This is a genomic window from Lysobacterales bacterium, assembly GCA_014946745.1.
Classification (GTDB): Bacteria; Pseudomonadota; Gammaproteobacteria; order Xanthomonadales; family Xanthomonadaceae; genus Aquimonas.
The window spans coordinates 181,263-203,836 of record JADCRD010000001.1; the positions used below are offsets into that span (position 1 = coordinate 181,263).

The following is a 22,574-nucleotide window of genomic DNA, read 5'->3' on the forward strand; positions in this document are numbered from 1 at the left end:
GAAGGCCTCATCGGCGGCGCGCAGACTGGTGGCCGGCGCTTGAATTGCCGGTGAATCCAACGGTCTGCCTCAAGATCGGAGCGCCCGGCACATCCGCGCGAGGAGGCTGCGGGTCAGGCGTGTCCAGTCAGCGGCGCACAGGTCAGGCGATACCTTAAGCGCTCGGTGCTCCTCGCGTGTGCTCGCGCGAAAGGCCTCGCAGTGTGGGTGTGATGGGTTGTGCAGTCTCTCAACCATCCGCCGGCGTATCCCATCCTTTGACCCCTTTGACCCCGGTTTCAAACGGTTTACCCTGCGGGGCTGTCCCGCGGTGGCATTGAAGCCGTTGAAGCGTCTCCGCGGTCGCTTCCTCCCCAGATTTCATCTTGACTCCGGTGACGACGGAGCTTGATTCCCCAGGAGCCGTACATGCATCGCAAGCTGATCCCCGTGGCCATCGCCGCCGTTCTGCTGTCTGGCTGTGGCGCACCCGAAACGCCGTCTGCCCAGCAGGGAGCGCAGGCCTCCGCTGCTCCCGCAGCCACCGCCACCGCCGCGCCCGTCGCTACGCCGCAGTTCAGCACGGCAATCAGCGGCGAGCTGATGGTCGAGGGGCTCACCGAACTGCCCGCTGGTTTCGAGCTGTCGCTGCGCCTGCTGGATCTCAGCGACCCCTCGCAGGTGCCGCCCGTGGTCGCCGAGCTGAGCGGCCCGGCCCCGTCGATCCTGCCGCACCGGTTCTCGCTGCCCTATGACGCATCCAAGATCGTCGAAACGGGTCGCTACGGGGTGCTTGCGGCCCTTGTCGTGCAGGGCGTGCCGCTGTACTCCAGTCCCGCGCCTGCGCCCGTACTGACCGAAGGCAACGGCACCAGCGTGTCACTGTCGCTCGTCCGCGGCGGCGCGCAGGCGGATACCCAGATCGCTCCCACGGAGAAGATGAAGCAGGATTTCGGCGCGCTGGAGCGTTCGATCGGCGCCTTGAGGCGCGTCACCGGTGAGCGCATCACCGATGACGTCACGGTGGGTTGGGACGCCTTCCTGTCCGACGCGGGCGTGCGCTTCGCGCGTGAGCAGGTGGACTTCGGCGACGCTGGCACCGCTTCCCTCAAGTACGCGTTCAAGGACGGGCGGCCGTGGGTCGTCGTGCGCGAGCAGCGCGATCGCACCACCTGGCTGGGTTGGAACGAAGCGGGTGAGCTGATGCTCAACGAAGGCCCGGACGGTCCGATCGACGCTGCCGAGGCCGAACGCCTGCGTGCCGGTGCCGCCGAGGTCGCGGCACTCGCGAAGCCCTGAGCACGACGGCTTCTCTGCTCTCACGGTTCGACGAAACCCCGTGCCCGGCGCGGGGTTTCGCGTTTGTCTGCAGGCGCTTTCACGTCCGGTTTGCGCTGCGTCCACGCGCATCCATCCAAGCTTCCGGTCGGGGGCAATGGCCTGCATCGTATTGCCGGTTCTAGGCGCGGGGCCTATCATCTGCGACGTTTTGTCGCACCCTGTGCTCCGTTCGCACGAGGGTCAAGACCTTCAATGATCGAGTTCAGCTCTTGCAGCAGCGATGACGAGGGTCTTTGGGAGCGGTGGGTGCTCAAGCCCAATCGCTCGCTTGGCCGCAGGCAGGCGAGGCTGTTCTTCGCCGCTGTGGTGAGTATGTCAACGCTGGTGAGCGGCTACAGCTGGTTTCAGGGGAACGTCTTTGCTCCCATCTTTGCCGTCGCGGAGGTTTCGCTTCTGGCGCTGGTGTTCTGGGTCGTTTGGCGGCGCGCAGAGCGTGCCGAGGTGATTTCGATCAACTCAGATCGCGTACGCGTCAATCGTGTGCCGGAGCTCGTGGAGGCGCTCAGCGAACCGCCTCAGTGGGTGCGACTTGAAGCCGAGGATGGTCAGCTGTTTCTTGCGAGCCGAGGACGGCGCGTGGATGTGGGGCGCTTCCTCGGCGAAATCGAGCGGGAGCAACTCGCGAAGGATCTGGAGCACGGCCTCAACAAGGCGCGTGCAGAAGCGGTTTACAGGTTTACTGAAGACTCAAGGTGATGCTGATGAAGCGTGTCCACTGGAGCCAACTGGGAACGGGTTTGATGGCCCTGCTGTTCTCGGCCATGGCCTTCGCCAATCCCGAGCGCTGGCAGCTCAACATGACGACTGGCGTCACCGATACCGCCGGTGAGGTCTACAAGCTGCACATGATCACGCTGTGGATCTGCGTGGCGATCGGCATCGTGGTGTTCGGTGCCATGGCGATCGCCATGTTCAAGTTCCGCAAGTCCAAGGGCGCCAAGGCCGCAGGCTGGAGCCACAACACCACCGCCGAAATCATCTGGACGGTCGTGCCCGTGCTGATTCTTGTGGCCGTGGCGTGGCCCGCCACCAAGACCATGTTCCGTATGGAAGACACCACCGGCTCCGAGATGACGGTGAAGATCACGGGCTACCAGTGGATGTGGCGCTACGAGATCGTCAACTACAAGGGCCAGCCCGGCAACGTCAACTTCGTGAGCCGTATCGACCGCGGCAGCGACAGTGTGCGTCAGCTCGGCTCTGGCAAGACCCCGCAGACGGTCACCGACGCTGAGGGCAACAACATCTATCTGCTGGATGTCGACAAGCCGCTGGTGCTGCCGACCGACACCAAGATCCGCTTCGTCATCACCGCGGATGACGTCATCCACAGCTGGTGGGTGCCGGTGTTTGGCTGGAAGCAGGACGCCATCCCCGGCGTCATCAACGAGAACTGGACCCGCATCAACGAACCGGGCATCTATCGGGGCCAATGCGCCGAACTCTGCGGCAAAGACCATGGCTTCATGCCGATCGTGGTCAAGGCGGTGACGCCGGCCGAGTTCGAGAGCTGGCTGGCGGCCGAACAGGCCAACGGCGACGCGGCCCGCGTGGCCCAGGCCAATGCTTCGACGGCGGGCGCCGTCGCGCAGAACTGAGTGGGAGGCAGGACACATCATGGCGACTTCAAGCGCAGCACATCACGACGAGCACCACGACCATAAGCCGACGGGCTTCATGGATCGCTGGGTCCTGACGACCAACCACAAGGACATCGGTACCCTGTACCTGGTGTTCTCACTGGTGATGTTCCTGATCGGTGGTGCGATGGCCCTGGTCATCCGCGCCGAGCTGTTCCAGCCGGGTCTGCAGCTGGTGCATCCGGAATTCTTCAACCAGATGACCACCATGCATGCGCTGGTGATGATTTTCGGCGCGGTCATGCCGGCTTTCGTCGGCCTGGCGAACTGGATGGTGCCGCTGATGATCGGCGCGCCCGACATGGCGCTGCCGCGCATGAACAACCTGTCCTTCTGGATCATGCCGTTCGCGTTCACGCTGCTGCTGATCCCGCTGTTCCTGCCCGGCGGTGGCCCGGCCGGTGGCTGGACGCTGTACCCGCCGCTCTCGCTGCAGGGCGGCACCAACGTCGCATTCACCATTTTCGCCATCCACCTGATGGGCATCAGTTCGATCATGGGTGCGATCAACATCATCGCGACCATCCTCAACATGCGCGCCCCCGGCATGGACCTGCTGAAGATGCCGGTGTTCGTGTGGACCTGGCTGATCACTGCATTCCTGCTGATCGCTGTGATGCCGGTGCTGGCCGGTGCGGTCACGATGCTGCTGACCGACAAGTTCTTCGGCACCGCCTTCTTCAATGCCGCGGGCGGCGGCGATCCGGTGATGTACCAGCACATCTTCTGGTTCTTCGGTCACCCGGAGGTCTACATCATGATCCTCCCGGCCTTCGGCATCGTTTCCGAGATCATCCCGACCTTTGCCCGCAAGCCGCTGTTCGGCTACCAGGCGATGGTCTACGCGACGGCCTCGATCGCCTTCCTGAGCTTCATCGTGTGGGCCCACCACATGTTCACAGTCGGCATGCCCCTCGGCGGCCAGCTGTTCTTCATGTACGCCACGATGCTGATCGCCGTGCCGACCGGCGTTAAGGTCTTCAACTGGGTCTCGACGATGTGGAAGGGCTCAATGACCTTCGAGACGCCGATGCTGTTCGCGATCGGCTTCGTCATCATGTTCACCATCGGCGGCTTCTCTGGCCTGATGCTGGCGATCGTCCCTGCCGACTTCCAGTACCACGACACCTACTTCGTGGTCGCGCACTTCCACTATGTGCTGGTCACCGGGGCGGTCTATTCGATCATGGCTGCGGCGTACTACTGGCTGCCGAAGTGGACCGGCCACATGTACAACGAGACGCTGGGCAAGTGGCATTTCTGGCTGTCGACCATTTTCGTCAATGTGCTGTTCTTCCCGCAGCACTTCCTGGGACTCGCCGGTATGCCGCGTCGAATCCCGGATTACAACGTCGCCTTCGCCGATTTCAACATGATCAGCTCGATTGGCGGCTTCGGCTTCGGCCTGTCGCAGCTGCTGTTCGTCTATATCGTGTGGAGCTGCGCGCGCGGCGGTGCCAAGGCCACCGCCGAAGTGTGGGAAGGCGCGAGGGGTTTGGAGTGGACGGTGCCCAGCCCGGCCCCGCACCACACCTTCACCACCCCGCCGGTCATCGACGACAGCAAGCTGGCGCACGGTAACGTCGCCCACTAAGCGGTCCCCGCGCAGCGCGGCGGCTCGGCCGCCGCGCTGCGCGCATCGCATCAGGTTCTGAATGAAGCGTCCCGTCGCCCCTGCCGAAGCCTCACCCCATCAGCGCCGCGCCGCGCGCCGAACGGCGTTCTTCGTGGCGGTGGTGGCAGCGCTGATCTACATCGCCTTTGTCCTCTCGGGAGTGATTGGCCGATGAGCACCGAAGCCCCAGCCCGCTCGGAAACCCGCAAGGTCCTTGGTCGCGCCGTCCTGGCCTGTGCCTGCACCTTCCTGTTTGCGTTCTCGCTGGTGCCGCTGTATCGCATCGCCTGCGAGAAGATCTTCGGTATCACCCTGGAGCGCACGCCGACCGGCGAGACGGTCGTCGCCAGCTACGAGGTGGACACCAGTCGGACCATCACGGTCGAGTTCGATGCTGGCGTCAATTCGCGCCTCAACTGGGCCTTCCGCTCGGACCAGTTCCAGATGCAGGTGCATCCCGGGCAGATGTACGAGGCGATGTTCCACGCCCGCAACATCGACAGCAGGCCCATCGTTGGCCAGGCGGTGCCCAGCGTGGCGCCCTCGCGGGCGTCGATCTTCTTCAACAAGACCGAGTGTTTCTGCTTCACCGAGCAGCTGCTGCACCCCGGCGAGGAGCGTCCGATGCCGGTGCGTTTCGTGATCGACCCCGCGCTGCCGCGCGAAATCACCACGCTCACGCTGTCCTATACCTTCTTCAACAACGAGCACGCCACCGCGCGCGTCGCCGCAGCCGGCATGCACTGAGCCTGGCGCGCGAACGCGTTGCGCCCGTCTTGTTAGACTTTCAACTTTCGTTCACCGGGGAAGCTCCATGGCACACACCCACGACGACGCCAACGTCTATTACGTCCCACACAGCAGCCCCTGGCCCATCGTTGGTGCAGTCGGTCTCTTCATCACCATGCTTGGCGTCGCCAGCTGGATCGACGGCGCCGCCTGGGGAATGTGGGTCTTCTACGCCGGTCTCGCCATCACGCTGTTCATGCTGAGCGGCTGGTTTGCCGACCAGATCAACGAGTCGGTGGGCGGCAAGTACAACTCGCAGGTCGATCGCAGCTTCCGCATGGGCATGCTGTGGTTCATCTTTTCCGAAGTGATGTTCTTTGCGGCCTTCTTCGGCGCTCTGTTCTATGCCCGCATCTTCTCGGTGCCGTGGCTGGGCGGCGAGGGTGCGGGCGTGGCGACGCATGAGTTCCTGTGGAGCGGTTTCGACGCCGCCTGGCCTACCAATGGCCCGGCCGATCTCAATGGCAGCTTCCAGACCATTCCGGCCTGGGGCATCCCGCTGTTGAACACCCTGTTGCTGCTGGCGTCCGGCGTGACGCTGACCATCGCCCACCACGCGCTCAAGGCTGGCGAGCGCGGCAAGATCCTGTTCTGGCTGGGTGCCACCGTGGTTCTCGGTGCGATCTTCATGTACTTCCAGGTCTACGAGTACATGCACGCCTATGGCGATCTGAACCTCAAGCTGAGCTCGGGCATCTACGGTTCGACCTTCTTCATGCTCACCGGCTTCCACGGCATGCACGTCACCCTGGGCGCGATCATGCTGGCGGTCATGTGGTTCCGCGTCGCCAAGGGCCATTTCACCAAGGACAACCACTTCGCTTTCGAAGCGGTTGCGTGGTACTGGCACTTCGTCGACGTGGTTTGGCTGATCCTCTTCATGTTCGTCTACGTGCTCTGAGCGCGCCGACGTCCGAATACACGCGAGGCCGGCATGCGCCGGCCTCGCTGTTTTCTGGCCTGATGGAAGAGGCTGACCAAGCCGGGTCAAAGGTTCGGATCCGGTCCTCGCATGCTGCGTCCGAAGCCCCGGATTCGATCAGCCGCCGATGCCGTGCGGCTGGATCACGCCGGTGGCGATACCGATTAGCACCAGCACAATCAGTCCAACCGAAAGACCGATGCGTCGCGTCAGCGCATTCACCGTGCGGTGCGTGGCGCCCTTGTCCGCGATCATGTAGTAGAGGCCCGCGCCGAGGTTGTAGAGGATGAGCGCGAGGAAGGCGACGATCAGCAGCTTCTCCATGTCTGGCACCTGTGCAATGACTGCTTCAAGTATCGCACTGCCCCGCGGGTGCCCGACGTGAGCGCCCCTGCACGCCCGCTGCGTCACTACCTGCTGGCCGCTTTCGGTCTCGGCATGGTCCTGGTGTTCGCTGGCCTCGCGAACTGGCAATGGTCGCGTTCGATCGAGAAGCAGGCACTTTTGGACCGCGTCGAGGCGGCCAGGTCAGCGCCCGCTCGCGCGCTTGCAGATGCGCTGTCCGATCCCGCAGCGCGCGATCTGCCCGTGCGCGTCGAAGCGAAGCTTGCGCTGCGCACCGAACCGCGTCTGTTGCTGGACAACCAGCAGCGCGAGGGCCGGGTGGGCCTGCGCGAGTACGCGCTGGCGCGCGTGCCGGGTGAGGGCGAGCGCTGGCTGCTGGTCGATCTCGGCTGGCTTGTGATGGCCGCGGACCGCCGCCTACCTCAGCTCGAAGCGCTGCCGGACAGCATCGAGGCACGCGGCTTGCTCACCGGTCTGCCCGGGCAGGGTATTCGACTGGCTCAGAATCCGCCTCCAGCCGAGTCTCCGAGCCTGATCAACTACCTCGACGCGCAAGAGCTGTCCAGCCAGTTGAACATCGCCATCGTCCCGCGCCTTCTGCGCCTCGATCCTGATCTGCCGATCGGGCATGCGCGCGATCTGGACGTCCTGCCGAATACACTGCCGCCCGCCAAGCATCAGGGCTACGCCCTGCAGTGGGCAGGCCTCTCGCTCGCCGCGCTGGTCATCACCTTCCTGCTTTTCTTCCGGAGTCGCGCATGACACCGCAGCAACGCTCGCGGCTGGTCCTCGTTCTGATCGTGGTGCTGTTCGGAGCGCCCTTCACCACCGCCGTGGTGCTGCGTTTCGGCGGTTGGCAGCCGGGGCAGACCCGCAACTACGGCACCCTCGTGCAGCCCCCGCAGGACTGGTCGGCGATGCCGCTGAAGACCGTCGACGGCGCCGCCTACCCCTGGGACCCGGAAGCACGGCGCTGGCACCTGCTGCTGCTGCCGCCCGCGCCCTGCGACAGCCAGTGCCTTGAGCAGGCGGAAGTCATCCACAAGGTGTGGATCTCGGAAGGCCGGCGTGCGGACAAGCTCGATGTGCTGTGGCCCGGTCGCTGGCCCGAGGGGCTGGAGCGCTTCGGAGGCCTGCGCGAAATCGAGCTGCCGCCCGCCCTGCGCGGCCAGATCCCGGTCGACGCGGTGTCCGGAACCGGCATGGCCGCGGCGCTGATCGACCACAACGGTTTCCTTGTCGTGACCTACGCCGCGGGCTTCGAGGCCAACCGCATGCGTCGCGACCTTGATCGACTGGTGAAGTAAATGATCGACCCCCGCTTCAACAAGCTCGCCTGGATCACGCTAGCCCTGGCCATCTGCGTCATCGGCTTCGGTGCCTATGTGCGTCTCTCGCACGCGGGCCTTGGCTGCCCCGATTGGCCGGTGTGCTACGGCAAGCTCACCTGGCCCAAGCACGAGGTGCATATCGCGGCTGCGAACGAGGCCTTCCCTGAGCGCCCGGTCGAAGTGCCGAAGGCCTGGAAGGAGCAGGTGCACCGTCACCTCGCGGCGATTCTCGGCCTGCTCGTGCTGGGCTTGGCCATGATCGCCACGCGCACGCGCCCGCACGCCTGGAAGATCCTGCTGTCCTCGTGCGCGCTGATCCTGGGCGCGATCTTTCTCTACGTACGCGAGTACTACGTCGCATCCTCCGTCGTCGTCGTGATCGCCGAAGCGGCGCTGATGGCCAGCGCATGGCGGTGGTCGAACAGCGACATGGCGCGGGTTGCCACCTTCACCCTGGGCTTCATCATCTTCCAGGCCATGCTCGGCCTGTGGACGGTGACCTGGCTGCTCAAGCCCATCGTGGTGATGGCACATCTGCTGGGCGGCATGACGATGTTCTGTCTGCTGACCTGGATGGCGCTGCGCTCCTCGACCAACGCCGCGATTCCGCAGCCACCGACCCTGCGCATACGCCCGCTGCTGTGGCTGGGCGTAGGCGTGGTGGCCGTGCAGATCGCGCTCGGCGGTTGGGTCTCGGCCAACTACGCCGCGCTGGCCTGCGGCACCGACTTCCCGACCTGCATGGGCCAGTGGTGGCCGCCGATGGACTTCGCCGAGGCCGCCGTGCTCTGGCGCGGCATCGGAGTCGACTACGAAGGCGGCGTGCTTGACCCGGAGGCGCGCACCGCCATCCAGATGGTGCATCGCATGTTCGCCATCGTGGTCGTCGGCTATCTCGTCTGGCTGGCTCGACGTCTCAACGCGGAAGGCTTGCCGAACTACGGCTGGGGCCTGCTCGCCGTGCTGGGGCTGCAGGTGCTGCTGGGCATCACCAATGTCGTGGCCGGCCTGCCGCTGCCGGTGGCCACGGCTCATAACGTGGTGGCCGCCTTCCTGCTGTTCATTCTTGTGGGCCTGCTGGCGCGGCTGCGACCGCAGGCGGCCTGAGACCACAGGCTGCCAGGCCCGCGCGCCGTGAAGCGGCCCCGGGCTACAGCGTCCACTCCACGCTCCGCTCTCCCACCCGGCCCGGACTCGCCTTGGCTTGCAGCCAGGGCGCCCGGGCCTCAGGCTTTGCACCGAATGACTTCCGCTTTCCGCCAGTACTGGCCGCTGACCAAGCCCAAGGTCGTGGCCCTGATCGTGTTCACCGCCTTCGTTGGCATGCTGTTGGCCGTGCCCGGCCTGCCGCCGTGGAATGCGCTGATCTTCGGCAACCTCGGCATCTGGCTGGCGGCGGCCTCGGCCGCTGCGATCAATCATCTGATCGACCAGCGCATCGACGCGGTCATGGCGCGCACCCAGCATCGTCCACTGCCCGCGGGTGAACTGGTCGGCTGGCAGGTGCTCGTCTTCGCGCTGGCCCTGGGCGCGGCCTCAATGCTGGTGCTGGTGCTGTTCGTCAACGTCCTGACCGCTCTCCTGACCTTCGCCTCGCTGATCGGCTATGCGGTGGTCTATACGGCCTACCTCAAGCGTGCAACTCCGCAGAACATCGTGATCGGCGGTGCTGCGGGCGCGGCACCGCCCGTGCTCGGCTGGGCCGCGGCGACGGGCGAAGTCCATCCCTACGCGCTGCTGCTGTTCCTCATCATCTTCATCTGGACGCCGCCGCACTTCTGGGCGCTCGCGATCTTCCGCCGCGACGACTATGCGCGCGCCGGCGTGCCGATGCTGCCGGTCACCCATGGTGTCGAGTACACGCGCGTGCAGGTGCTGCTGTACACCCTGCTGCTGATCGCCGCGACCCTGCTGCCCTGGGTCACCGGCATGAGCGGCAGCTTCTACCTGGGCGGCGCGATGGTGCTCAACGGGGTGTTCCTCTACTACGCCCTGCGCCTGTTGAACCCCCCGTCGGAGCGCTTCGCGATGGAGGTGTTCAACTACTCGGTCATCTACCTGATGGCCTTGTTCGCCTTCCTGCTGGTGGACCACTACCTCGATGCCGGCCCCACCATCGCCAACGCGCTCTACTTCGAGCCAGTGGCTTAGAGGCCGGGATTGGTGATTCGGGATTCGGGATTCGGGAGCAAAGAGGCGCGCTTGCGGAGCACCGGTCCATGCGCTGATGAGCGCCCGAGCGCTGCGCGGGAGGGCCGGGATTCGCGGGACAGCCTGAGGGGTAATCACGTCGTCTCGCGGCGCACTCCTTAGTCTTGCCCGTCAATGCAGGGAGATCAGGAGTCGATCCATGTCCGATGCCGGTACAAAACCCACCTGGAACCAGGTGCTGACCTGGGCCCGCCGCGGCAACCCGCCGCCGCCGCGACGGCTTGATCTTGGCGAAGATGATTGGCGCCTGCGGCTGACATCCGAGCAGTTCCGCGTGCTGCGTCAGCACGGCACCGAGCGCGCCTTTTCCTCGGGCTTGTGCAGCCTGTTCGAGCCCGGCCGCTACGCGTGTGCGGGCTGCGGCACCCTGCTGTTCGACGCCAGCACCAAGTTCGAAAGCCACTCGGGCTGGCCCAGCTTCACGGCGCCCGTGATCGAGGGCGTGGTCGCCTACGTCGAAGACCTGAGCCACGGCATGCATCGGATCGAAACCCTGTGCGCGGTCTGCGATGGTCACCTTGGGCATGTCTTTCCTGACGGCCCACCACCCACCGGCCTGCGCTACTGCATCAACGCGGTAGCCCTGCAGAAGGAGCACGCATGAGCACCACCACGACCGAGACCGCGATTCTTGCCGGCGGCTGCTTCTGGGGCATGCAGGAGCTGATCCGCGCCCTGCCGGGGGTGATCCGCACCCGTGTCGGCTACACCGGCGGCGATGTGCCGAACGCCACCTACCGCAACCACGGCACGCACGCCGAGGGCATCGAGATCGTGTTCGACCCGTCGGTCTTCAGCTACCGCCAGCTGCTGGAGTTCTTCTTCCAGATCCACGACCCGACCACGCTCAACCGCCAGGGCAACGACCGCGGCCTGTCCTACCGCTCCGGCATCTACCCGCTGGACCAGCGCCAGCACGGCATCGCGCTTGAGACGATCGCTGCGGTCGATGCTTCCGGCCGCTGGCCGGGCAAGGTGGTCACCGAAGTCAAACCCGCCGGCCCCTTCTGGGAGGCCGAGCCCGAGCACCAGGACTACCTGCAGAGATACCCCAGCGGCTACACCTGCCACTGGGTGCGACCGGAGTGGGTGCTGCCCTGATCCCGCGGCCCCGAGCGGGCGAGATCGCGAGGGTGTTCGCGGCTCGGGGCTTGTGGTGGGTGTGGATCAGGATCAGACTGGCGATCAAGTCCAAATCGAGACTCACGCCATGGCGCCTGCCGATGCAACACGCCCAAGCCGAATCGCCGAAGCGCGACCTGCGCCTGCACCGGCGCACTCGACGGACGATCTCGCCGGCCCCGGCCTGCGCACCTTCTTCAACATCGCCCAGCGCTGGGGCCTGGACACGCGGCAGGAACAGGTGCTGCTCGGCTCGCCGGCGCGCTCGACCTTCTTCCGCTGGAAACGCGGCGACATCGGCATCGTCCCGCACGACCTGATCGAACGCCTGAGCTATCTGCTCGGCATCTACAAGGCCCTGCAGGTGCTGCTGCCGGTGCCGGAGCGCGCCGACGCTTGGATCAAGCGAGCGAACACCGCCTCGCCCTTCGGCGGGCAGACGCCGCTGGAGCACATGCTGGGCGGCCAAGTGGTCGACCTGTATCGGGTGCGCCAGTACCTAGACGCCGAGCGCGGCGGATGAAGCGACGCGACCCCAGCACGCCGCCCTTGATCGCCGTGGTCTGGCGGCCGAGCTACCGGATCGTGCCCTCGATCTTTCCCCCGCGCGGGCTGTTCGATTCAGTCGCCGATCCGGCCGACCTCGACGCCGTGTTCGCGCTCGAAGCCCTGACCAATGACCGCCTGCGCGAGCAGCTCGGCCATCTGCGCCGCATTCCGCCCGAGCGTCGGGTCAGCGGGCCGGGCACCACGCCGGTCATGAGTGCGTTCACCCATGTCCATCCCGACGGTGGACGCTTCTCGACGGCCAAGTTCGGCGCCTACTACGCGGCGCGCGAGCTGCCCACCGCCATCGCTGAAACGGTCTATCACCGCGAGCGCTTCCTGCGCGCATCGAACGAGCCGCCGATCGACCTGCAGATGCGCAGCTACCTCGGCAACGTCCGCGCCGACCTGCACGATGTGCGCGGAGGTGAATGGCCGCGCCTGCACGACCCCGACAGCTACGCCATCAGCCAGGCCTTCGCCACCCGGCTTCACGGCAAAGGCAGCGAGGGCATTGTGTTCGACAGCGTGCGCAAGCCCGGCGGCCAGTGCGTGGCGCTGTTCTACCCGGACCTGATCGGTCCGGTGAAGCAGGGACCGCATCTGCTGTATCGCTGGGACGGCAGGCGGATCGAGGCGTTCGTGCAGGCGGCTTGAATTCGCACCTGCGTCTCCGCGGCGGGACTGCAGGGCGGGCGGGTCCAGTGCTTGGTCGAGGATCCCTCAGCGCCTGCTAAGGGTTGAGAGGCCCTCAAGCCACCACGTTTCGCCCGCACTCCTGATTGACCTGCGCCTTCAGGTGCGCGGTGGCCTCGGCGCGGCTGATCGGCGGGATGCCGGTCAGCACGAAGCCCGCCAGGCCGTCATGCAGCGCGAGGATGCGCATCGCCGAGGCGCGCGGGTTCGGGCAGCTCCAGAGCTCCAGCCGTGAGCCGGCGTCCAGCGTGGAGGCCACGCGCTCCAGCAGGCCGACCGCACAGCTGGCCAGCGCCTTCGACATCTCCTCGTCGGTCAGCGCCGCATCGGTGGTTTCGATCCACAGACGCCACAGTGGCGCGGAGCGCTCGGTAAAGGCCTGCTTGACGAAACCGGTCAGCACGGCGCCCGGAGCGGCCGCTATCGGGAATACCCGCTGGATCTCCTCCTCAAGTGCCGCGACGGCGGCTTCGGCGCGCAGCGCCTGCCAGCGGAAGTAGTGATTCAGCAGGCCGATACCCACACCCGCGCGCTCGGTGACGTCGCGGGTGCGGACTTCGGACAGCCCGCGCTCGCGGATCAGTGCCTTGGCCGCGGCGAAGATGGCCGCGCGGCGGCCGGTGTCGGAGGAGGGGATGCCCATGGCTGAAGCATACGCCGAGGCCTATTGAGCAGTCGCTCAATCCGGGCTAGATTGAGCGATCGCTCAACGCCTGGGGTAGAGTCATGCAGCGCCGAACCGATGTGGATGTCCTTCGCGGCTTCGCCCTGCTGGGCATCGGAGTCGTCAACCTTCCCTACCTTGCGCTGCCGATCGCCGCGCAGCTCGGCCCGCCGCCGGGCGCGCTCGACGCCGCCGCCTACTTCCTCGGCAGGCTGCTGTTCGAGGGCAAGTTCTTCGTGCTGTTCTCGTTCCTGTTCGGCTGGGGCTTCGGCGCGCAGCTGGCCTCGGCCGAGCGCTCGGGCGAGAGCCCGCGGCGGCGCTATCTCGCGCGCCTGATCGCGCTGGCACTGTTCGGCGTGCTGCCTGCAGTGTTGGTGTTCCAGGGCGACATCCTGCTGGCCTACGCCTGCCTCGGGCTGCTGCTGTGGCCGCTGCGGGCGGCTTCACCGCTGCGGCTGCTGCGAATCGCCGCGGCGATGCTGCCGGTCTCGGCGCTGGCGTTTGCGCTGCTGTATACGGAATCCGCCGGCGTCGAAGACCTCGTGGCAATCGGGCTCGATCCGGACAGTCGCGGCTATCTCGGCAGCTACGGACAGGCGGTGGCGCAGCGGCTGGCCGATTGGCCCTTCGCCCTGTCGGTCGTGGTGCTGTTCAACGGCCCGCTCGCGTTCGCCGCGTTCTGCCTTGGGCTGGCCGCCTTCAAGACCGGATTTCTGGACGCGGACAGTGCGGCGTTCCAGCAGCTGACGCGGCGCGTGCCCCTGCTGCTGTGGGTGGCGATTCCCGCGAACCTGCTGTTCGCGCTGGCCCAGAGCGGCTGGCTGCCGGAGTCGCTGCCGCTCCGCGCTCTCGCTTCCAGCGCGCTGGCGCTCGGCGCTCCCAGCCTCGGCGCGCTGTATCTGTGGTGCGTGATCCGCCATGCGCCGCGTCTGCGTGCCCTTGGCGCGGCCGGCTCGATGCCCTTGACCTGCTACGTGCTGCAGGGGCTGCTCGCAGGCGCGCTGTTCCACGGCTGGGGGTTGGGTCTGTTCGGCGCGCTCGGTCAGGCCGGGCTGCTGGCGGCGGCAGTCCTGATCTGGGCGACCGTGGCGATGCTCGCGGCCGCGTGGCGTCGATACCGCGACCAGGGGCCTTTGGACGCCGCCCTGCGCGCTCTGGTGCGGCTGCTCAGCGGCACCGCATCGCGCGCATCGTCTGGCCGCTGACGGCGACTGGATCAGGCGCAGGAGCCGTCCCTTGAGTTCAGGTGGAACCTCGCGTTGGAGCCTGATCAATCCGCGCTCAGCGCACTCAAGGGCGAAGTCCGCGCGGCGCGCCAGGCGGGCAGGGCGCAGGCCAGCAGGGTGACCGCGCCGAGCACGCTCGCGCTCAGCAGCAGGGCCGAAACGCCGACAGCGGGCAGGTCGGCCAGCAAGTGTTCCACCGCACTGGCGAACAGCCAGCTGGCCAGCCCGCCGAGCGCTGCGCCTGCGATCAGAAGCACCATCCCGAGCGCGAGGAAGCTGCGCAGGATCTGCAGCGGCTGAGCACCCAGCGCCATCCGCATGCCGATCTCGCGGCGGCGCAGAGCGACGCTGAAGCTGAGTACGCCGAAGGTGCCGATGCCGGCCAGCAGCAGTGCGGCACCGGCGAACCCTGCGGCCAGCACCGCTGGCGTGCGGCGCGCGACCAGGGTGTCATCGATCCGCGCCTGCATCGGACGGATCTGGTCAAGCGCCAGCTGTGGATCGAGTTCGGCCAGCGCCGCACGCACGCTGGGCAGGGCCGCGGCGGTGTCCTGAGCGGTGGCCACGGTCAGGAACACCTCGGCGTGCGGCAGGTGCGAATACGGCAGGTAGATCGCGCCGTTGCCGCTGCGCTGACCGAGCTCGGTCTGCTTGACCGGCGCCACCACGCCGACCACGGTGAAGGCTTCATCCGCAGCGCGTGGATCCGGGCCATCGAACACGCGCTGGCCCAGCGCATTGCCCTCCGGCCAGTAGAAGCGCGCGAAGTCGGCATCGACCACCGACCACCGTCACCCGCGCGCCGTCGCGTACTTCGGAACGGCTGAGCGTGCGTCCTTGCTGCAGCGGAATCTGCAGGCTCTCGAAGTAGTCGCCCGCGATGCCGTAGCGGTAGTGCAGCAGGGGCGAGACGCCCGGCTGCGGGGTGTAGCCGGGAACGTGCATGGCCTGAACATCGTTGTCGCTGCCGCGTCCGCGCACCGGCACATTGGTGCTGAAGCCGGCCGCCGTCACGCCGGGCACCGCGGCCAGCCGCTCAAGCGCGCGCTCGGCGAAATTCAGTCGCGCCTGGGCATCCGCATAGCGCGCCGCCGGCAGGTCGAGTTGGGCTGCCAACGCAGAGTCGGCGCGAAAGCCCGGGTCCGCTTTCAGCGCCGCCTGCAGGCCCAGGCCGAGCGCAGAGGCGCCCGCCAGCAGCACGAAGGCGAGCGCGATCTGCGCGACGGTGAAGCCTTGCCGCAGGCGTTGCGTCAGCCGATCCGCGCTAGCGCCGCGGCTCTGGGACTGCAGCGCGCCGCCGACACTGCGACGCTGATTCAACCAGGCCACCGGCAGCGCCAGCGCAAGGCTGAGCACGATGGCCAGGCCGAGACTGCCGAGTACGATCTCCGGGCCCAGGCCCAGCGGTGCCGACAGCGGCAGCGCGGCCGCTTCCATTGAGCCCAGCCACTGCAAGCCAAGGCCGGCGAGCAGCAGCCCGAGCGCCGTGCCGCCGAAGCACAGCAGAGTGGTTTCCAGCATCACCAGACGCAGCAGGTCGCCACCGCGTGCGCCCAGCGCACGCCGCACGCCCAGCGCCTTGCTGTCGGCGCTGGCGCGTACCAGCAGCAGGTTGAGCAGGTTCACGCCGCCGATCAGCAGCAGGCCCAGCGCACCGGCCTGCAGCAGGAACAGCACCGGCCGCAGGCTGGCGACGTGGTCGGCCTGCAGCGGCGCGACGGTCATGAAGAACCCGGCTTCGCTGACCTCGCGTGCCCACGGATAGCCGACGGCGTCGGCGGCCTGATGCGCCTCCAGCTGGGCCAGCGCCTGCTCAAGGCTGACGCCGGGCTGCAGCCGCGCCAGCATGTCGGCGTGAATGCCATGCAGCGCATTCAGCGCGCGGTGCTCGGCGGTCGATACCAGCGGCAGGTACAGGTCGGCGGTCGACGACAGAAAGCGGGACGTCGGCGGTAGCACGCCCACGACCGTGGCGCGCTCGCCGCTGATCTCGATGCTGCGGCCCAGTGCGCTGGAGTCGCCGCCCAGGTGTTCACGCCAATAGCGGTCGGAGACGATCACCGTGGGTTCGGCGCCGGGATTCATCTCCGTCTCGCTGAAGCCCCGGCCCAGCGCCAGCCCGATGCCGAGCACGTCGAAGAACTCGGGCGTGATGCGCAGAGTTGGGCGCCGCGCCATGCGGCCGGGTTCGCCAAGGGCCTCGGAGCTGTAGCAGAACGCCGCCACCGACTCGAACGCCGCCAGCCCGCCCTTGCGTCGGCTGAAATAGTCGCGCACCGAGGCCGCGTTGCGCTCCAGCCCGGCCTTGGGATAGCTGTTGAACACGGTGACCAGACGCTCCGCGTCGGGGAACGGCAGCGGCCGCAGCAGCACCGCGTGCAGCACCGCAAAGATCAGCAGATTGGCGCCGACGCACACCGCCAGGATCAGCAGTGCGGTAGCCACGAAACCGGGCTGGCGGGCGAGTCGGCGCAGGGTCTGGGGCAGAGCATGCATGGGGCGTTGGGCCTGTGGTGGCTGCGGCCACGCGCGCTCCGCGGCTGTCCATGCTGAAGGCGATAGCAAGCAGCGTGCCGATCATGGGCGGGCCTCTCAGCCCATTGATGCATCGACAGTTTCCATGGGCTTTGCGGTGAGCAGACCGGGCCCGATGCGGCTCCAGTGTCCACGGCCGGACATCCTGCACGCGGGCCCGGACACACAGAGGTGCGACTTCGCCGCCGATGGATTCCGCGACGGCGCCACCTCGCGCCACGCGCGATCGCAACAGGCTCGCGCAGCCTGCCTACGCCCGGTTCTGGAGACACCTGGAGGCCACTTCGCGGCGAGCCTGTCGGCGCGCTCAAACTCCGGGCAGGCTGTACTCGAAATCGTAGTAGTGCACGCCGTCCTCGATGCGGATGCCCATGCGTCCGCGCAGGCCGGCGAGTTCGCCGTCCGCCGAATCCGGAATCACCTCGATCGAAAGCTGGCGCGTCTCTCCGCTCATCAGCCCGTTGTGCTGCAGCACGAAGCTGCCGCTGCGGCCTGCCAGCGTGCCGCGCACGCGCTCGATCGCGACATAGCCGGCCGAGCCGGCGACGGTGGTGCGGTGCGCGGTCATCATGCCCTTCGCTTCGGCGGCGAGCGCGCCCTCGTAGCGTTTGTCCAGCCGGAAGCGGCCAATGCCCTCGGCATCGAGCTCCGCGGGTTCAGGTGTCATCTTGACTTCGAAACGGCCGCTGATCGTATGCATCTCGGAGTCCTTCAGGGAGTGGGCGGCAGCGCGGACCGGCGCCGCTGCGGCGCAGAGCATCAGGGCCAAGGCTGAGGCACACGCAGCGAAGCGGAACCCATCGTCACCGGCGCTGGTGCGGGAGCCATCGGGCTGTCGCATGATGATCCTCGGGTGCAGGGCGCGCAGCGCGCGGGGGCAGGGCAGGGGTGCAGCGAGGCCATCCAAACAGAGCCGAGCGTGACGCGCTTGAACAAACGCGACAGCTCGTGGAGGGCTCGCGCCTGCGACCCGTGCGCGGCGTCGCCACGCCGCTTCCGCCGGGCGCGTTCGCCCATGTGCAGCGCGCCCCTTCGCCGGCCCTGCAGCCGTTTGTCGAGCATCTGTGGTGCGTGCAGTGGCGACTGCCTGCGGGCGCCGCCCGGCGCGTTGCCACGATTCGGCGTGAGCCCCAAGTGGATTCTCGCCCGCTACCGCCTGCACGAGGCCCTGCACCGACTCCACCAGCAGCCCGCACCGCGTCTAACCGACCTGGCCGCGGACACCGGATTCGCCGACGCCGCGCACTTCAGCCGCAGCTTCCGCAGTGTGCTGGGCGTGAGTCCACAGCAGTACGCGCATCTTTGGCAGAGCTGAGCCTTGCGCAGATCTCGCGCCGAGCGCGCTTCCCCCAAACGCTTCGGATGCAGCCCTGCTTGAAGCCCCTCTCCCCTCGCGGGAGAGGGGTTGGGGAGAGGGGCGCCGATGACTCACTTCGGCGCCAGACGAATCGCACCATCGACCCGGATCACCGAGCCATTCATGTAGCTGTTCTGCAGAACAAAGGCGACCGCATCCGCGAACTCGTCCGGCCGTCCCAGGCGCGAGGGGAAGGGCACCTGCGCGCACAGCGAGGCATAGACCTGCTCCGGCATGCCGTCGACCATCGGCGTGTGGAACACACCCGGCGCCACCGTCATCACGCGGATGCCGACGCGCGCGAACTCGCGCGCCATCGGCAGGGTCATGCCGACCACGCCGCCCTTGCTGGCCGAGTACGCGGCCTGGCCGATCTGGCCCTCGTAGGCGGCGATCGACGCGGTGTTGATGATCACCCCTCGCTCGCCCTCAGCGTTCGGCTCATTGCCCTGCATCAGCGCGGCGGCGGCCTTGGCCACGTTGAAGCTGCCGATCAGGTTGACCCGCACCGTGGTCTCGAACTGCGACAGCGGCATCGGGCCGTCCTTGCCCAGCACGCGGCCGGCGCCCAGGATGCCGGCGCAGTTGATCGCCGCATTCAGGCCGCCCAGCGCCTCGCGCGCCGCCGCCACCTGCGCGCTGATCTCGGCTTCATTGCTGACATCCGCACGGAAGAAGTGGGCGCCGAGTTCGGCGGCCGCGACCTGGCCGCGCTCCTCGCTGAGATCGAACAGCGCCAGCTTGGCGCCCTTGGCAGCGAGATGCCGCGCGGCGGCCAGGCCGAGACCACTGGCGCCACCGGTAACGATGGCGCGGACTTCGTTGAGCTGCATGGGGAATCCTCAGGGGGTCGAAAGGGCGGCAGATTGTAGGCGGGCAGGCCCGCAGGTGTTCGCTGCGCTGTAACCTGTGGCGGCCCGGCAGCAGCCGGCCTTGGTGTCTTGAGCGCATTTTTTGGAGGTGTTCTATGAGCGGATTCGGCGTGTGGACCTGGGTTGTCGTTTTCGTCGCGGTTCTGGTGCCTGCCGCCATCGTGGCGGCCATCGTGTGGGCTAGCGTGCGGCTGTCGCGCAACGCGAAGGCTGCGCCAGCGCTGCCTGGCGGCAGCGTTGAAGGTCGGCTTTCGGCGCTGGACGATTTGCGCACGAGGGGGCAGATCAGCGAGGACGAGTACCGCACCCAGCGCGCGGCGATCATCGCCAGCATCTAGACGCCTGCGCGTCCGGCCGGGCCGACGCGCGCGCATTGCCCCGGCGCGGCTCTACTGGGCCTCGGCCCCGCGCCGCCGGCGTCCCGCCAAGCCCCAGCGGTCTGCCAACGCCGGCCATCCTGCCGGCGTAGGGCGGTTCCGCGAGATCATGCTGTGGGCGTTAGGGCAGCGCTGAAGAATTCAGCGTTGTCGCGCGCCAGGGAGGGCGCGACCGCGGATCGAGCACGCAAGTGCTTGATCCGTGTTGCCTTGGAGCCGGCCTCAGTCAGCCCTGGGAGGGCTGTCTGCTGCGGTCTCGGGCATGGCGAACCTGGCGTTTGGATTGCAAATCGGCCCGACAGCGCTGTCGGGTAAACATTTGCAACGCCGCCCGGCGTATCCTGCGCGTCGGTCCTCCGCACGCCCTCTATGGCCACGCCTACGCCCACGCCTGAACTGTCTCCTGATGAATTGTCGGAGCTGCTGTCGGCCTACATGCCCGACATTCCGGGGTATCGCGTGCTGCGACGCCTGGGCCAGGGCGGCATGTCCTATGTCTATCTCGGCGTGCAGGAATCGCTGGACCGGCAGGTGGCAGTTAAGGTGATCGCGCCCACTGCGCTCAAGGACGAGATCAGCAAGCTGCGCTTCGAGCGCGAGGCCCGCACCATCGCCAAGCTGCAGCATCCGGCGATTGTCAGCATCCACGATGTGGGCCGCACTGAGTTCGGCCTGCTGTACTACGTCATGCCATTTCTGCCGCGCGGGCATCTGGGCCAGCGCGATCTGGCGAACGATGAGCCGCGCCTGATCGCGATCCTGCGCGCCCTGCTGTGGGGCCTCGACTACGCGCACGAGCGCGGCGTGGTGCATCGGGATATCAAGTCCGAGAACGTGCTGTTCGACAACGTGGATCGGCCGCTGCTGACCGACTTCGGCATCGCCATGCACCGCTCGGATCGCCATCGCGTCACCGACGGCGGCTTCGCGCTGGGTAGCGCCACCCACATGGCGCCGGAGCAGGCACGCGGCGAGAAGGTGGACGGTCGCGCCGACCTCTACAGCATCGGCGTGCTGGCCTACGACAAGCTGATGGGCGAGCTGCCCTTCCAGGCCGATGGCCCGCTGCAGATGGCAGTGCGCCACTCGGTGGATCCGATCCCGCGTCTTCCCGCCCCCAAAGCGCACTGGCAGGCCTTCATCGACCGCGCGCTGGCGAAGACGCCGGATGCCCGCTTCGCCAGTGCGCAGGAAATGATGGCCGCGCTCGATCGCATCGAGCAGGCCCGCGCCGGCGCCGCCGATGCGGCGCTGGCGGTGCCCGCAGACGAGGCCATCACCGCCCCGCGGGCAGCGCTGCGGACGGCGCCGAAGCGTTCGATCAACCCGCTGTTTCTTGCCAGCGCGGCCTCGGTGGTGTTGGTGCTTGCCGTGGTCGTGGCCTGGCAGGCCTGGAACCAGCGCGGCAGCGCAGCCGCGGTCGCCGACGCCATTGGCGCGATCGCTGAGCCCGCCCCGCCACCCGCAGCGCAGCCGCCGCCAGACTTGACGCCGGTGGCCGGCTCGGCGGTAGTCGCGAGCCTGACCCCGTCGGCAGCGCCCGCGTTCGACGCCGCTGCCGAGCTGCCGCCCCCGTCGTCCGACGCGCAGGGCGCGGCTGACGAGCAGGCGCCTGTCGATGCGATCGACCCCGAGATCGCAGCGCTGCCACCGCTGCAGCAGGCCCTGCACTTCGCTGAGCTGCAGATCCGCCAGCGTCGCCTGACCCAGCCGCCCGGCGCCAACGCCCAGGAGTCGCTGCGGCGTGCGCAGGCACTGGGCGCCGATACAGCTGAGCTTTCGCGCTTGGGTGAGGCCTGGCTGGCCGCAGCGCAGCCCTACGTGGAAAGCAGTTTCAGCGCCGAAGCGACTCCGCCGGATCTTCGGCTGTACGACACGGCCCTCGCCCTGACGCAGGCGCTGTCACTGCGCGGCAGCGAGGCCTGGCAGAGCTTGCAGCAGGCGCCCCGCGCCTGGCTGCGCAGGCGTCTGCGCGCAGCGCTGGCTGCCGGCGACATCGAAGCGCTGCGCGCGGCGCGCAGTGAGGCACAGGCGCTCTCGATCGCGCCGGCGTCACTCGAACCCGAGTGGTCGCAGGGCATCGTGCAGGCGCGCGTCGGGCAGCGCTTGGCGGGCACGCCCGCGCAGCAGCTGCTGCGCTTGCCGCAGGACGAGCGACCCGGCTTGGCCGCGCTGATCGCGCCGATCAGCCGCGCCGATTTCGCGCGCTTCGTGGCCGCCACGGGGCGCAGTGCCGGCAGCTGCAAGGTTCGCAGTGCCGCCTTCAACCTGCGTAAACGGCGCTGGGATGCGCCGGGTTTCGAGCAGTCGGCGACCGAGCCGGTGGTCTGCGTCAGCTTGGCGGATGCCGCGGCCTATGCGCAGTGGCTGAGCGAGCAGCAAGGGCGTCGCTATCGCTTGCCGGAGGCAGCCGAGTGGCGCGATCTGTCGACGGCCGCCGCCGCCGAAGCCTGTCGCGCCCAGCCCGCGACCTGCGCCCGGGCGGATCAGGTGCGTGAGTGGAGTGCGCCTTGCGCAGGGGGCTGCGCGCGTCAGCCGGTGCTCGGTTTCGGGCGTCGCGAGGCCGAGCAGCCCGGGCGCGAGCGCGAAGCGTCCGTCGACCCTGCGCATGGCTACGACGATGTCGGTTTCCGGCTGGTCCGCGAGGTCGCGCGGGCGGAGCTGGAGCAGCGCTGAGGACGGGCGCAGCTGTGCAGGTTGGCGCAGAACCGAGCCGAGGCCAGCATCGAGCCCGCGCCGCCTACCCACTACGGGTTTTGGTGGCGGATTTCCATCGGGTGGGCCCTGGCCAACCATGAGCCCCACACCGTCCATGGTCATCGTTTCGGCGGTTCCTCGGCGCGCTTGCGTCGATCGAGACGCTGCGAACCAAGGCGAACTTCCAGAAGAATCGAAAAGCCGCGGACCGGGGCGAGCCTCCACGCCACGGCGGGCCAGGGCCCACCCTATGGATCTCGGCGGATTCCGATCGGGTGGGCCCCCGCCTACCTGAGCCCCGCGCCGGCC

24 protein-coding genes are annotated in these 22,574 nt (G+C 67.7%); 18 read left to right on the forward strand and 6 right to left on the reverse strand.

Going from position 1 to position 22,574, the window contains the following annotated elements:
* Positions 1–408 precede the first annotated feature (408 nt).
* The 6 genes from H4O13_00765 (at position 409) to H4O13_00790 (ending at position 6,265) form a co-directional block, all read left to right on the forward strand.
* Entirely contained in the window at positions 409–1,278 is an 870-nt protein-coding gene (locus tag H4O13_00765; protein ID MBE5313916.1) for a YbaY family lipoprotein, read from the forward strand.
* A gap of 234 nt (positions 1,279–1,512) precedes the next feature.
* Positions 1,513–2,016, forward strand: coding sequence for a DUF2244 domain-containing protein (locus tag H4O13_00770; GenBank protein MBE5313917.1), 504 nt, complete (start codon positions 1,513–1,515; stop codon positions 2,014–2,016).
* The gene (gene coxB, locus H4O13_00775) at positions 2,016–2,918 is read left to right on the forward strand and encodes a cytochrome c oxidase subunit II (protein MBE5313918.1); all 903 of its coding nucleotides are present in this window, start codon (positions 2,016–2,018) and stop codon (positions 2,916–2,918) included. The genes H4O13_00770 and coxB overlap by 1 nt, the downstream gene beginning before the upstream one ends.
* Before the next feature lie 19 nt (positions 2,919–2,937).
* Positions 2,938–4,554 (forward strand): cytochrome c oxidase subunit I, encoded by a 1,617-nt coding sequence (gene ctaD / locus H4O13_00780; protein ID MBE5313919.1) that lies wholly within the window; start codon positions 2,938–2,940, stop codon positions 4,552–4,554.
* A 192-nt stretch (positions 4,555–4,746) separates the two neighbouring features.
* A complete protein-coding gene (locus H4O13_00785; GenBank protein ID MBE5313920.1) occupies positions 4,747–5,322 on the forward strand; it encodes a cytochrome c oxidase assembly protein in 576 nt (191 codons plus the stop codon).
* Positions 5,323–5,389: 67 nt separating this feature from the next.
* On the forward strand, positions 5,390–6,265 hold the full coding sequence (locus H4O13_00790; GenBank protein MBE5313921.1) for a cytochrome c oxidase subunit 3: 876 nt from the start codon (positions 5,390–5,392) through the stop codon (positions 6,263–6,265).
* 138 nt (positions 6,266–6,403) lie between these two features.
* Here H4O13_00790 and H4O13_00795 read toward each other — a convergent pair whose 3' ends face one another.
* The gene (locus H4O13_00795) at positions 6,404–6,610 is read right to left on the reverse strand and encodes a twin transmembrane helix small protein (protein MBE5313922.1); all 207 of its coding nucleotides are present in this window, start codon (positions 6,608–6,610) and stop codon (positions 6,404–6,406) included.
* Between the two features lie 57 nt (positions 6,611–6,667).
* Between H4O13_00795 and H4O13_00800 the strand changes: the two genes are divergently transcribed.
* The 8 genes from H4O13_00800 to H4O13_00835 all read left to right on the forward strand — a co-directional run bounded on the left by H4O13_00800 (position 6,668) and on the right by H4O13_00835 (position 12,498).
* Positions 6,668–7,393, forward strand: a complete 726-nt coding sequence (locus H4O13_00800; GenBank protein ID MBE5313923.1) for an SURF1 family protein — start codon at positions 6,668–6,670, stop codon at positions 7,391–7,393.
* Positions 7,390–7,938, forward strand: coding sequence for a hypothetical protein (locus tag H4O13_00805; GenBank protein ID MBE5313924.1), 549 nt, complete (start codon positions 7,390–7,392; stop codon positions 7,936–7,938). Before H4O13_00800 ends, H4O13_00805 begins: the two co-directional genes overlap by 4 nt.
* Positions 7,939–9,069, forward strand: a complete 1,131-nt coding sequence (locus H4O13_00810) for a COX15/CtaA family protein (GenBank protein ID MBE5313925.1) — start codon at positions 7,939–7,941, stop codon at positions 9,067–9,069. It begins immediately after the preceding gene.
* 135 nt (positions 9,070–9,204) lie between these two features.
* A complete protein-coding gene (locus H4O13_00815; GenBank protein ID MBE5313926.1) occupies positions 9,205–10,113 on the forward strand; it encodes a protoheme IX farnesyltransferase in 909 nt (302 codons plus the stop codon).
* Between the two features lie 199 nt (positions 10,114–10,312).
* Positions 10,313–10,777 carry a peptide-methionine (R)-S-oxide reductase MsrB gene (gene msrB / locus H4O13_00820; protein MBE5313927.1) on the forward strand — a complete coding sequence of 155 codons (465 nt, stop codon included), beginning with the start codon at positions 10,313–10,315 and terminating at the stop codon, positions 10,775–10,777.
* Complete coding sequence (gene msrA / locus H4O13_00825; protein ID MBE5313928.1) at positions 10,774–11,274, forward strand: peptide-methionine (S)-S-oxide reductase MsrA; 501 nt, start codon at positions 10,774–10,776, stop codon at positions 11,272–11,274. The genes msrB and msrA overlap by 4 nt, the downstream gene beginning before the upstream one ends.
* 109 nt (positions 11,275–11,383) lie before the next feature.
* Complete coding sequence (locus tag H4O13_00830) at positions 11,384–11,818, forward strand: DUF2384 domain-containing protein (GenBank protein MBE5313929.1); 435 nt, start codon at positions 11,384–11,386, stop codon at positions 11,816–11,818.
* Positions 11,815–12,498: an RES family NAD+ phosphorylase gene (locus H4O13_00835; GenBank protein ID MBE5313930.1), complete on the forward strand. Its 684-nt coding sequence runs from the start codon at positions 11,815–11,817 to the stop codon at positions 12,496–12,498. The genes H4O13_00830 and H4O13_00835 overlap by 4 nt, the downstream gene beginning before the upstream one ends.
* Positions 12,499–12,592: 94 nt before the next feature.
* Here the strand turns inward: H4O13_00835 and H4O13_00840 are convergent, their stop codons facing one another.
* On the reverse strand, positions 12,593–13,180 hold the full coding sequence (locus tag H4O13_00840; GenBank protein ID MBE5313931.1) for a TetR family transcriptional regulator: 588 nt from the start codon (positions 13,178–13,180) through the stop codon (positions 12,593–12,595).
* An 83-nt stretch (positions 13,181–13,263) separates the two neighbouring features.
* On the opposite strand from H4O13_00840, the gene H4O13_00845 reads away from it, so the two are divergent.
* Positions 13,264–14,406: a DUF418 domain-containing protein gene (locus H4O13_00845; protein MBE5313932.1), complete on the forward strand. Its 1,143-nt coding sequence runs from the start codon at positions 13,264–13,266 to the stop codon at positions 14,404–14,406.
* A gap of 65 nt (positions 14,407–14,471) precedes the next feature.
* Here H4O13_00845 and H4O13_00850 read toward each other — a convergent pair whose 3' ends face one another.
* The 3 genes from H4O13_00850 to H4O13_00860 form a co-directional block, all read right to left on the reverse strand.
* Complete coding sequence (locus tag H4O13_00850) at positions 14,472–15,209, reverse strand: FtsX-like permease family protein (protein ID MBE5313933.1); 738 nt, start codon at positions 15,207–15,209, stop codon at positions 14,472–14,474.
* On the reverse strand, positions 15,115–16,923 hold the full coding sequence (locus tag H4O13_00855; protein ID MBE5313934.1) for an ABC transporter permease: 1,809 nt from the start codon (positions 16,921–16,923) through the stop codon (positions 15,115–15,117). Before H4O13_00855 ends, H4O13_00850 begins: the two co-directional genes overlap by 95 nt.
* Before the next feature lie 346 nt (positions 16,924–17,269).
* Positions 17,270–17,662 carry a DUF3224 domain-containing protein gene (locus tag H4O13_00860; protein ID MBE5313935.1) on the reverse strand — a complete coding sequence of 131 codons (393 nt, stop codon included), beginning with the start codon at positions 17,660–17,662 and terminating at the stop codon, positions 17,270–17,272.
* A 423-nt stretch (positions 17,663–18,085) separates the two neighbouring features.
* On the opposite strand from H4O13_00860, the gene H4O13_00865 reads away from it, so the two are divergent.
* Entirely contained in the window at positions 18,086–18,277 is a 192-nt protein-coding gene (locus H4O13_00865) for an AraC family transcriptional regulator (protein MBE5313936.1), read from the forward strand.
* Positions 18,278–18,390: 113 nt separating this feature from the next.
* Here H4O13_00865 and H4O13_00870 read toward each other — a convergent pair whose 3' ends face one another.
* Entirely contained in the window at positions 18,391–19,152 is a 762-nt protein-coding gene (locus tag H4O13_00870) for an SDR family oxidoreductase (GenBank protein ID MBE5313937.1), read from the reverse strand.
* A 134-nt stretch (positions 19,153–19,286) separates the two neighbouring features.
* Between H4O13_00870 and H4O13_00875 the strand changes: the two genes are divergently transcribed.
* Positions 19,287–19,529 carry an SHOCT domain-containing protein gene (locus H4O13_00875; protein MBE5313938.1) on the forward strand — a complete coding sequence of 81 codons (243 nt, stop codon included), beginning with the start codon at positions 19,287–19,289 and terminating at the stop codon, positions 19,527–19,529.
* A gap of 408 nt (positions 19,530–19,937) precedes the next feature.
* On the forward strand, positions 19,938–22,244 hold the full coding sequence (locus H4O13_00880; protein ID MBE5313939.1) for a protein kinase: 2,307 nt from the start codon (positions 19,938–19,940) through the stop codon (positions 22,242–22,244).
* Positions 22,245–22,574 lie beyond the last annotated feature (330 nt).

Excerpts from the sequence above, each read along its gene's own strand:
- H4O13_00830 (MBE5313929.1), top strand. The coding sequence starts at position 11,384 with ATGGCGCCTGCCGATGCAACACGCCCAAGCCGAATCGCCGAAGCGCGA.
- H4O13_00805 (MBE5313924.1), top strand. The coding sequence starts at position 7,390 with ATGACACCGCAGCAACGCTCGCGGCTGGTCCTCGTTCTGATCGTGGTG.
- H4O13_00810 (MBE5313925.1), top strand. The coding sequence starts at position 7,939 with ATGATCGACCCCCGCTTCAACAAGCTCGCCTGGATCACGCTAGCCCTG.
- H4O13_00770 (MBE5313917.1), top strand. The coding sequence starts at position 1,513 with ATGATCGAGTTCAGCTCTTGCAGCAGCGATGACGAGGGTCTTTGGGAG.
- H4O13_00860 (MBE5313935.1), bottom strand. The coding sequence starts at position 17,662 with ATGCATACGATCAGCGGCCGTTTCGAAGTCAAGATGACACCTGAACCC.
- H4O13_00845 (MBE5313932.1), top strand. The coding sequence starts at position 13,264 with ATGCAGCGCCGAACCGATGTGGATGTCCTTCGCGGCTTCGCCCTGCTG.
- msrA (MBE5313928.1), top strand. The coding sequence starts at position 10,774 with ATGAGCACCACCACGACCGAGACCGCGATTCTTGCCGGCGGCTGCTTC.
- H4O13_00815 (MBE5313926.1), top strand. The coding sequence starts at position 9,205 with ATGACTTCCGCTTTCCGCCAGTACTGGCCGCTGACCAAGCCCAAGGTC.
- msrB (MBE5313927.1), top strand. The coding sequence starts at position 10,313 with ATGTCCGATGCCGGTACAAAACCCACCTGGAACCAGGTGCTGACCTGG.
- ctaD (MBE5313919.1), top strand. The coding sequence starts at position 2,938 with ATGGCGACTTCAAGCGCAGCACATCACGACGAGCACCACGACCATAAG.
- H4O13_00880 (MBE5313939.1), top strand. The coding sequence starts at position 19,938 with ATGGCCACGCCTACGCCCACGCCTGAACTGTCTCCTGATGAATTGTCG.
- H4O13_00855 (MBE5313934.1), bottom strand. The coding sequence starts at position 16,923 with ATGCATGCTCTGCCCCAGACCCTGCGCCGACTCGCCCGCCAGCCCGGT.
- H4O13_00765 (MBE5313916.1), top strand. The coding sequence starts at position 409 with ATGCATCGCAAGCTGATCCCCGTGGCCATCGCCGCCGTTCTGCTGTCT.
- H4O13_00840 (MBE5313931.1), bottom strand. The coding sequence starts at position 13,180 with ATGGGCATCCCCTCCTCCGACACCGGCCGCCGCGCGGCCATCTTCGCC.
- H4O13_00795 (MBE5313922.1), bottom strand. The coding sequence starts at position 6,610 with ATGGAGAAGCTGCTGATCGTCGCCTTCCTCGCGCTCATCCTCTACAAC.
- H4O13_00785 (MBE5313920.1), top strand. The coding sequence starts at position 4,747 with ATGAGCACCGAAGCCCCAGCCCGCTCGGAAACCCGCAAGGTCCTTGGT.
- H4O13_00790 (MBE5313921.1), top strand. The coding sequence starts at position 5,390 with ATGGCACACACCCACGACGACGCCAACGTCTATTACGTCCCACACAGC.
- coxB (MBE5313918.1), top strand. The coding sequence starts at position 2,016 with ATGCTGATGAAGCGTGTCCACTGGAGCCAACTGGGAACGGGTTTGATG.
- H4O13_00835 (MBE5313930.1), top strand. The coding sequence starts at position 11,815 with ATGAAGCGACGCGACCCCAGCACGCCGCCCTTGATCGCCGTGGTCTGG.
- H4O13_00870 (MBE5313937.1), bottom strand. The coding sequence starts at position 19,152 with ATGCAGCTCAACGAAGTCCGCGCCATCGTTACCGGTGGCGCCAGTGGT.
- H4O13_00875 (MBE5313938.1), top strand. The coding sequence starts at position 19,287 with ATGAGCGGATTCGGCGTGTGGACCTGGGTTGTCGTTTTCGTCGCGGTT.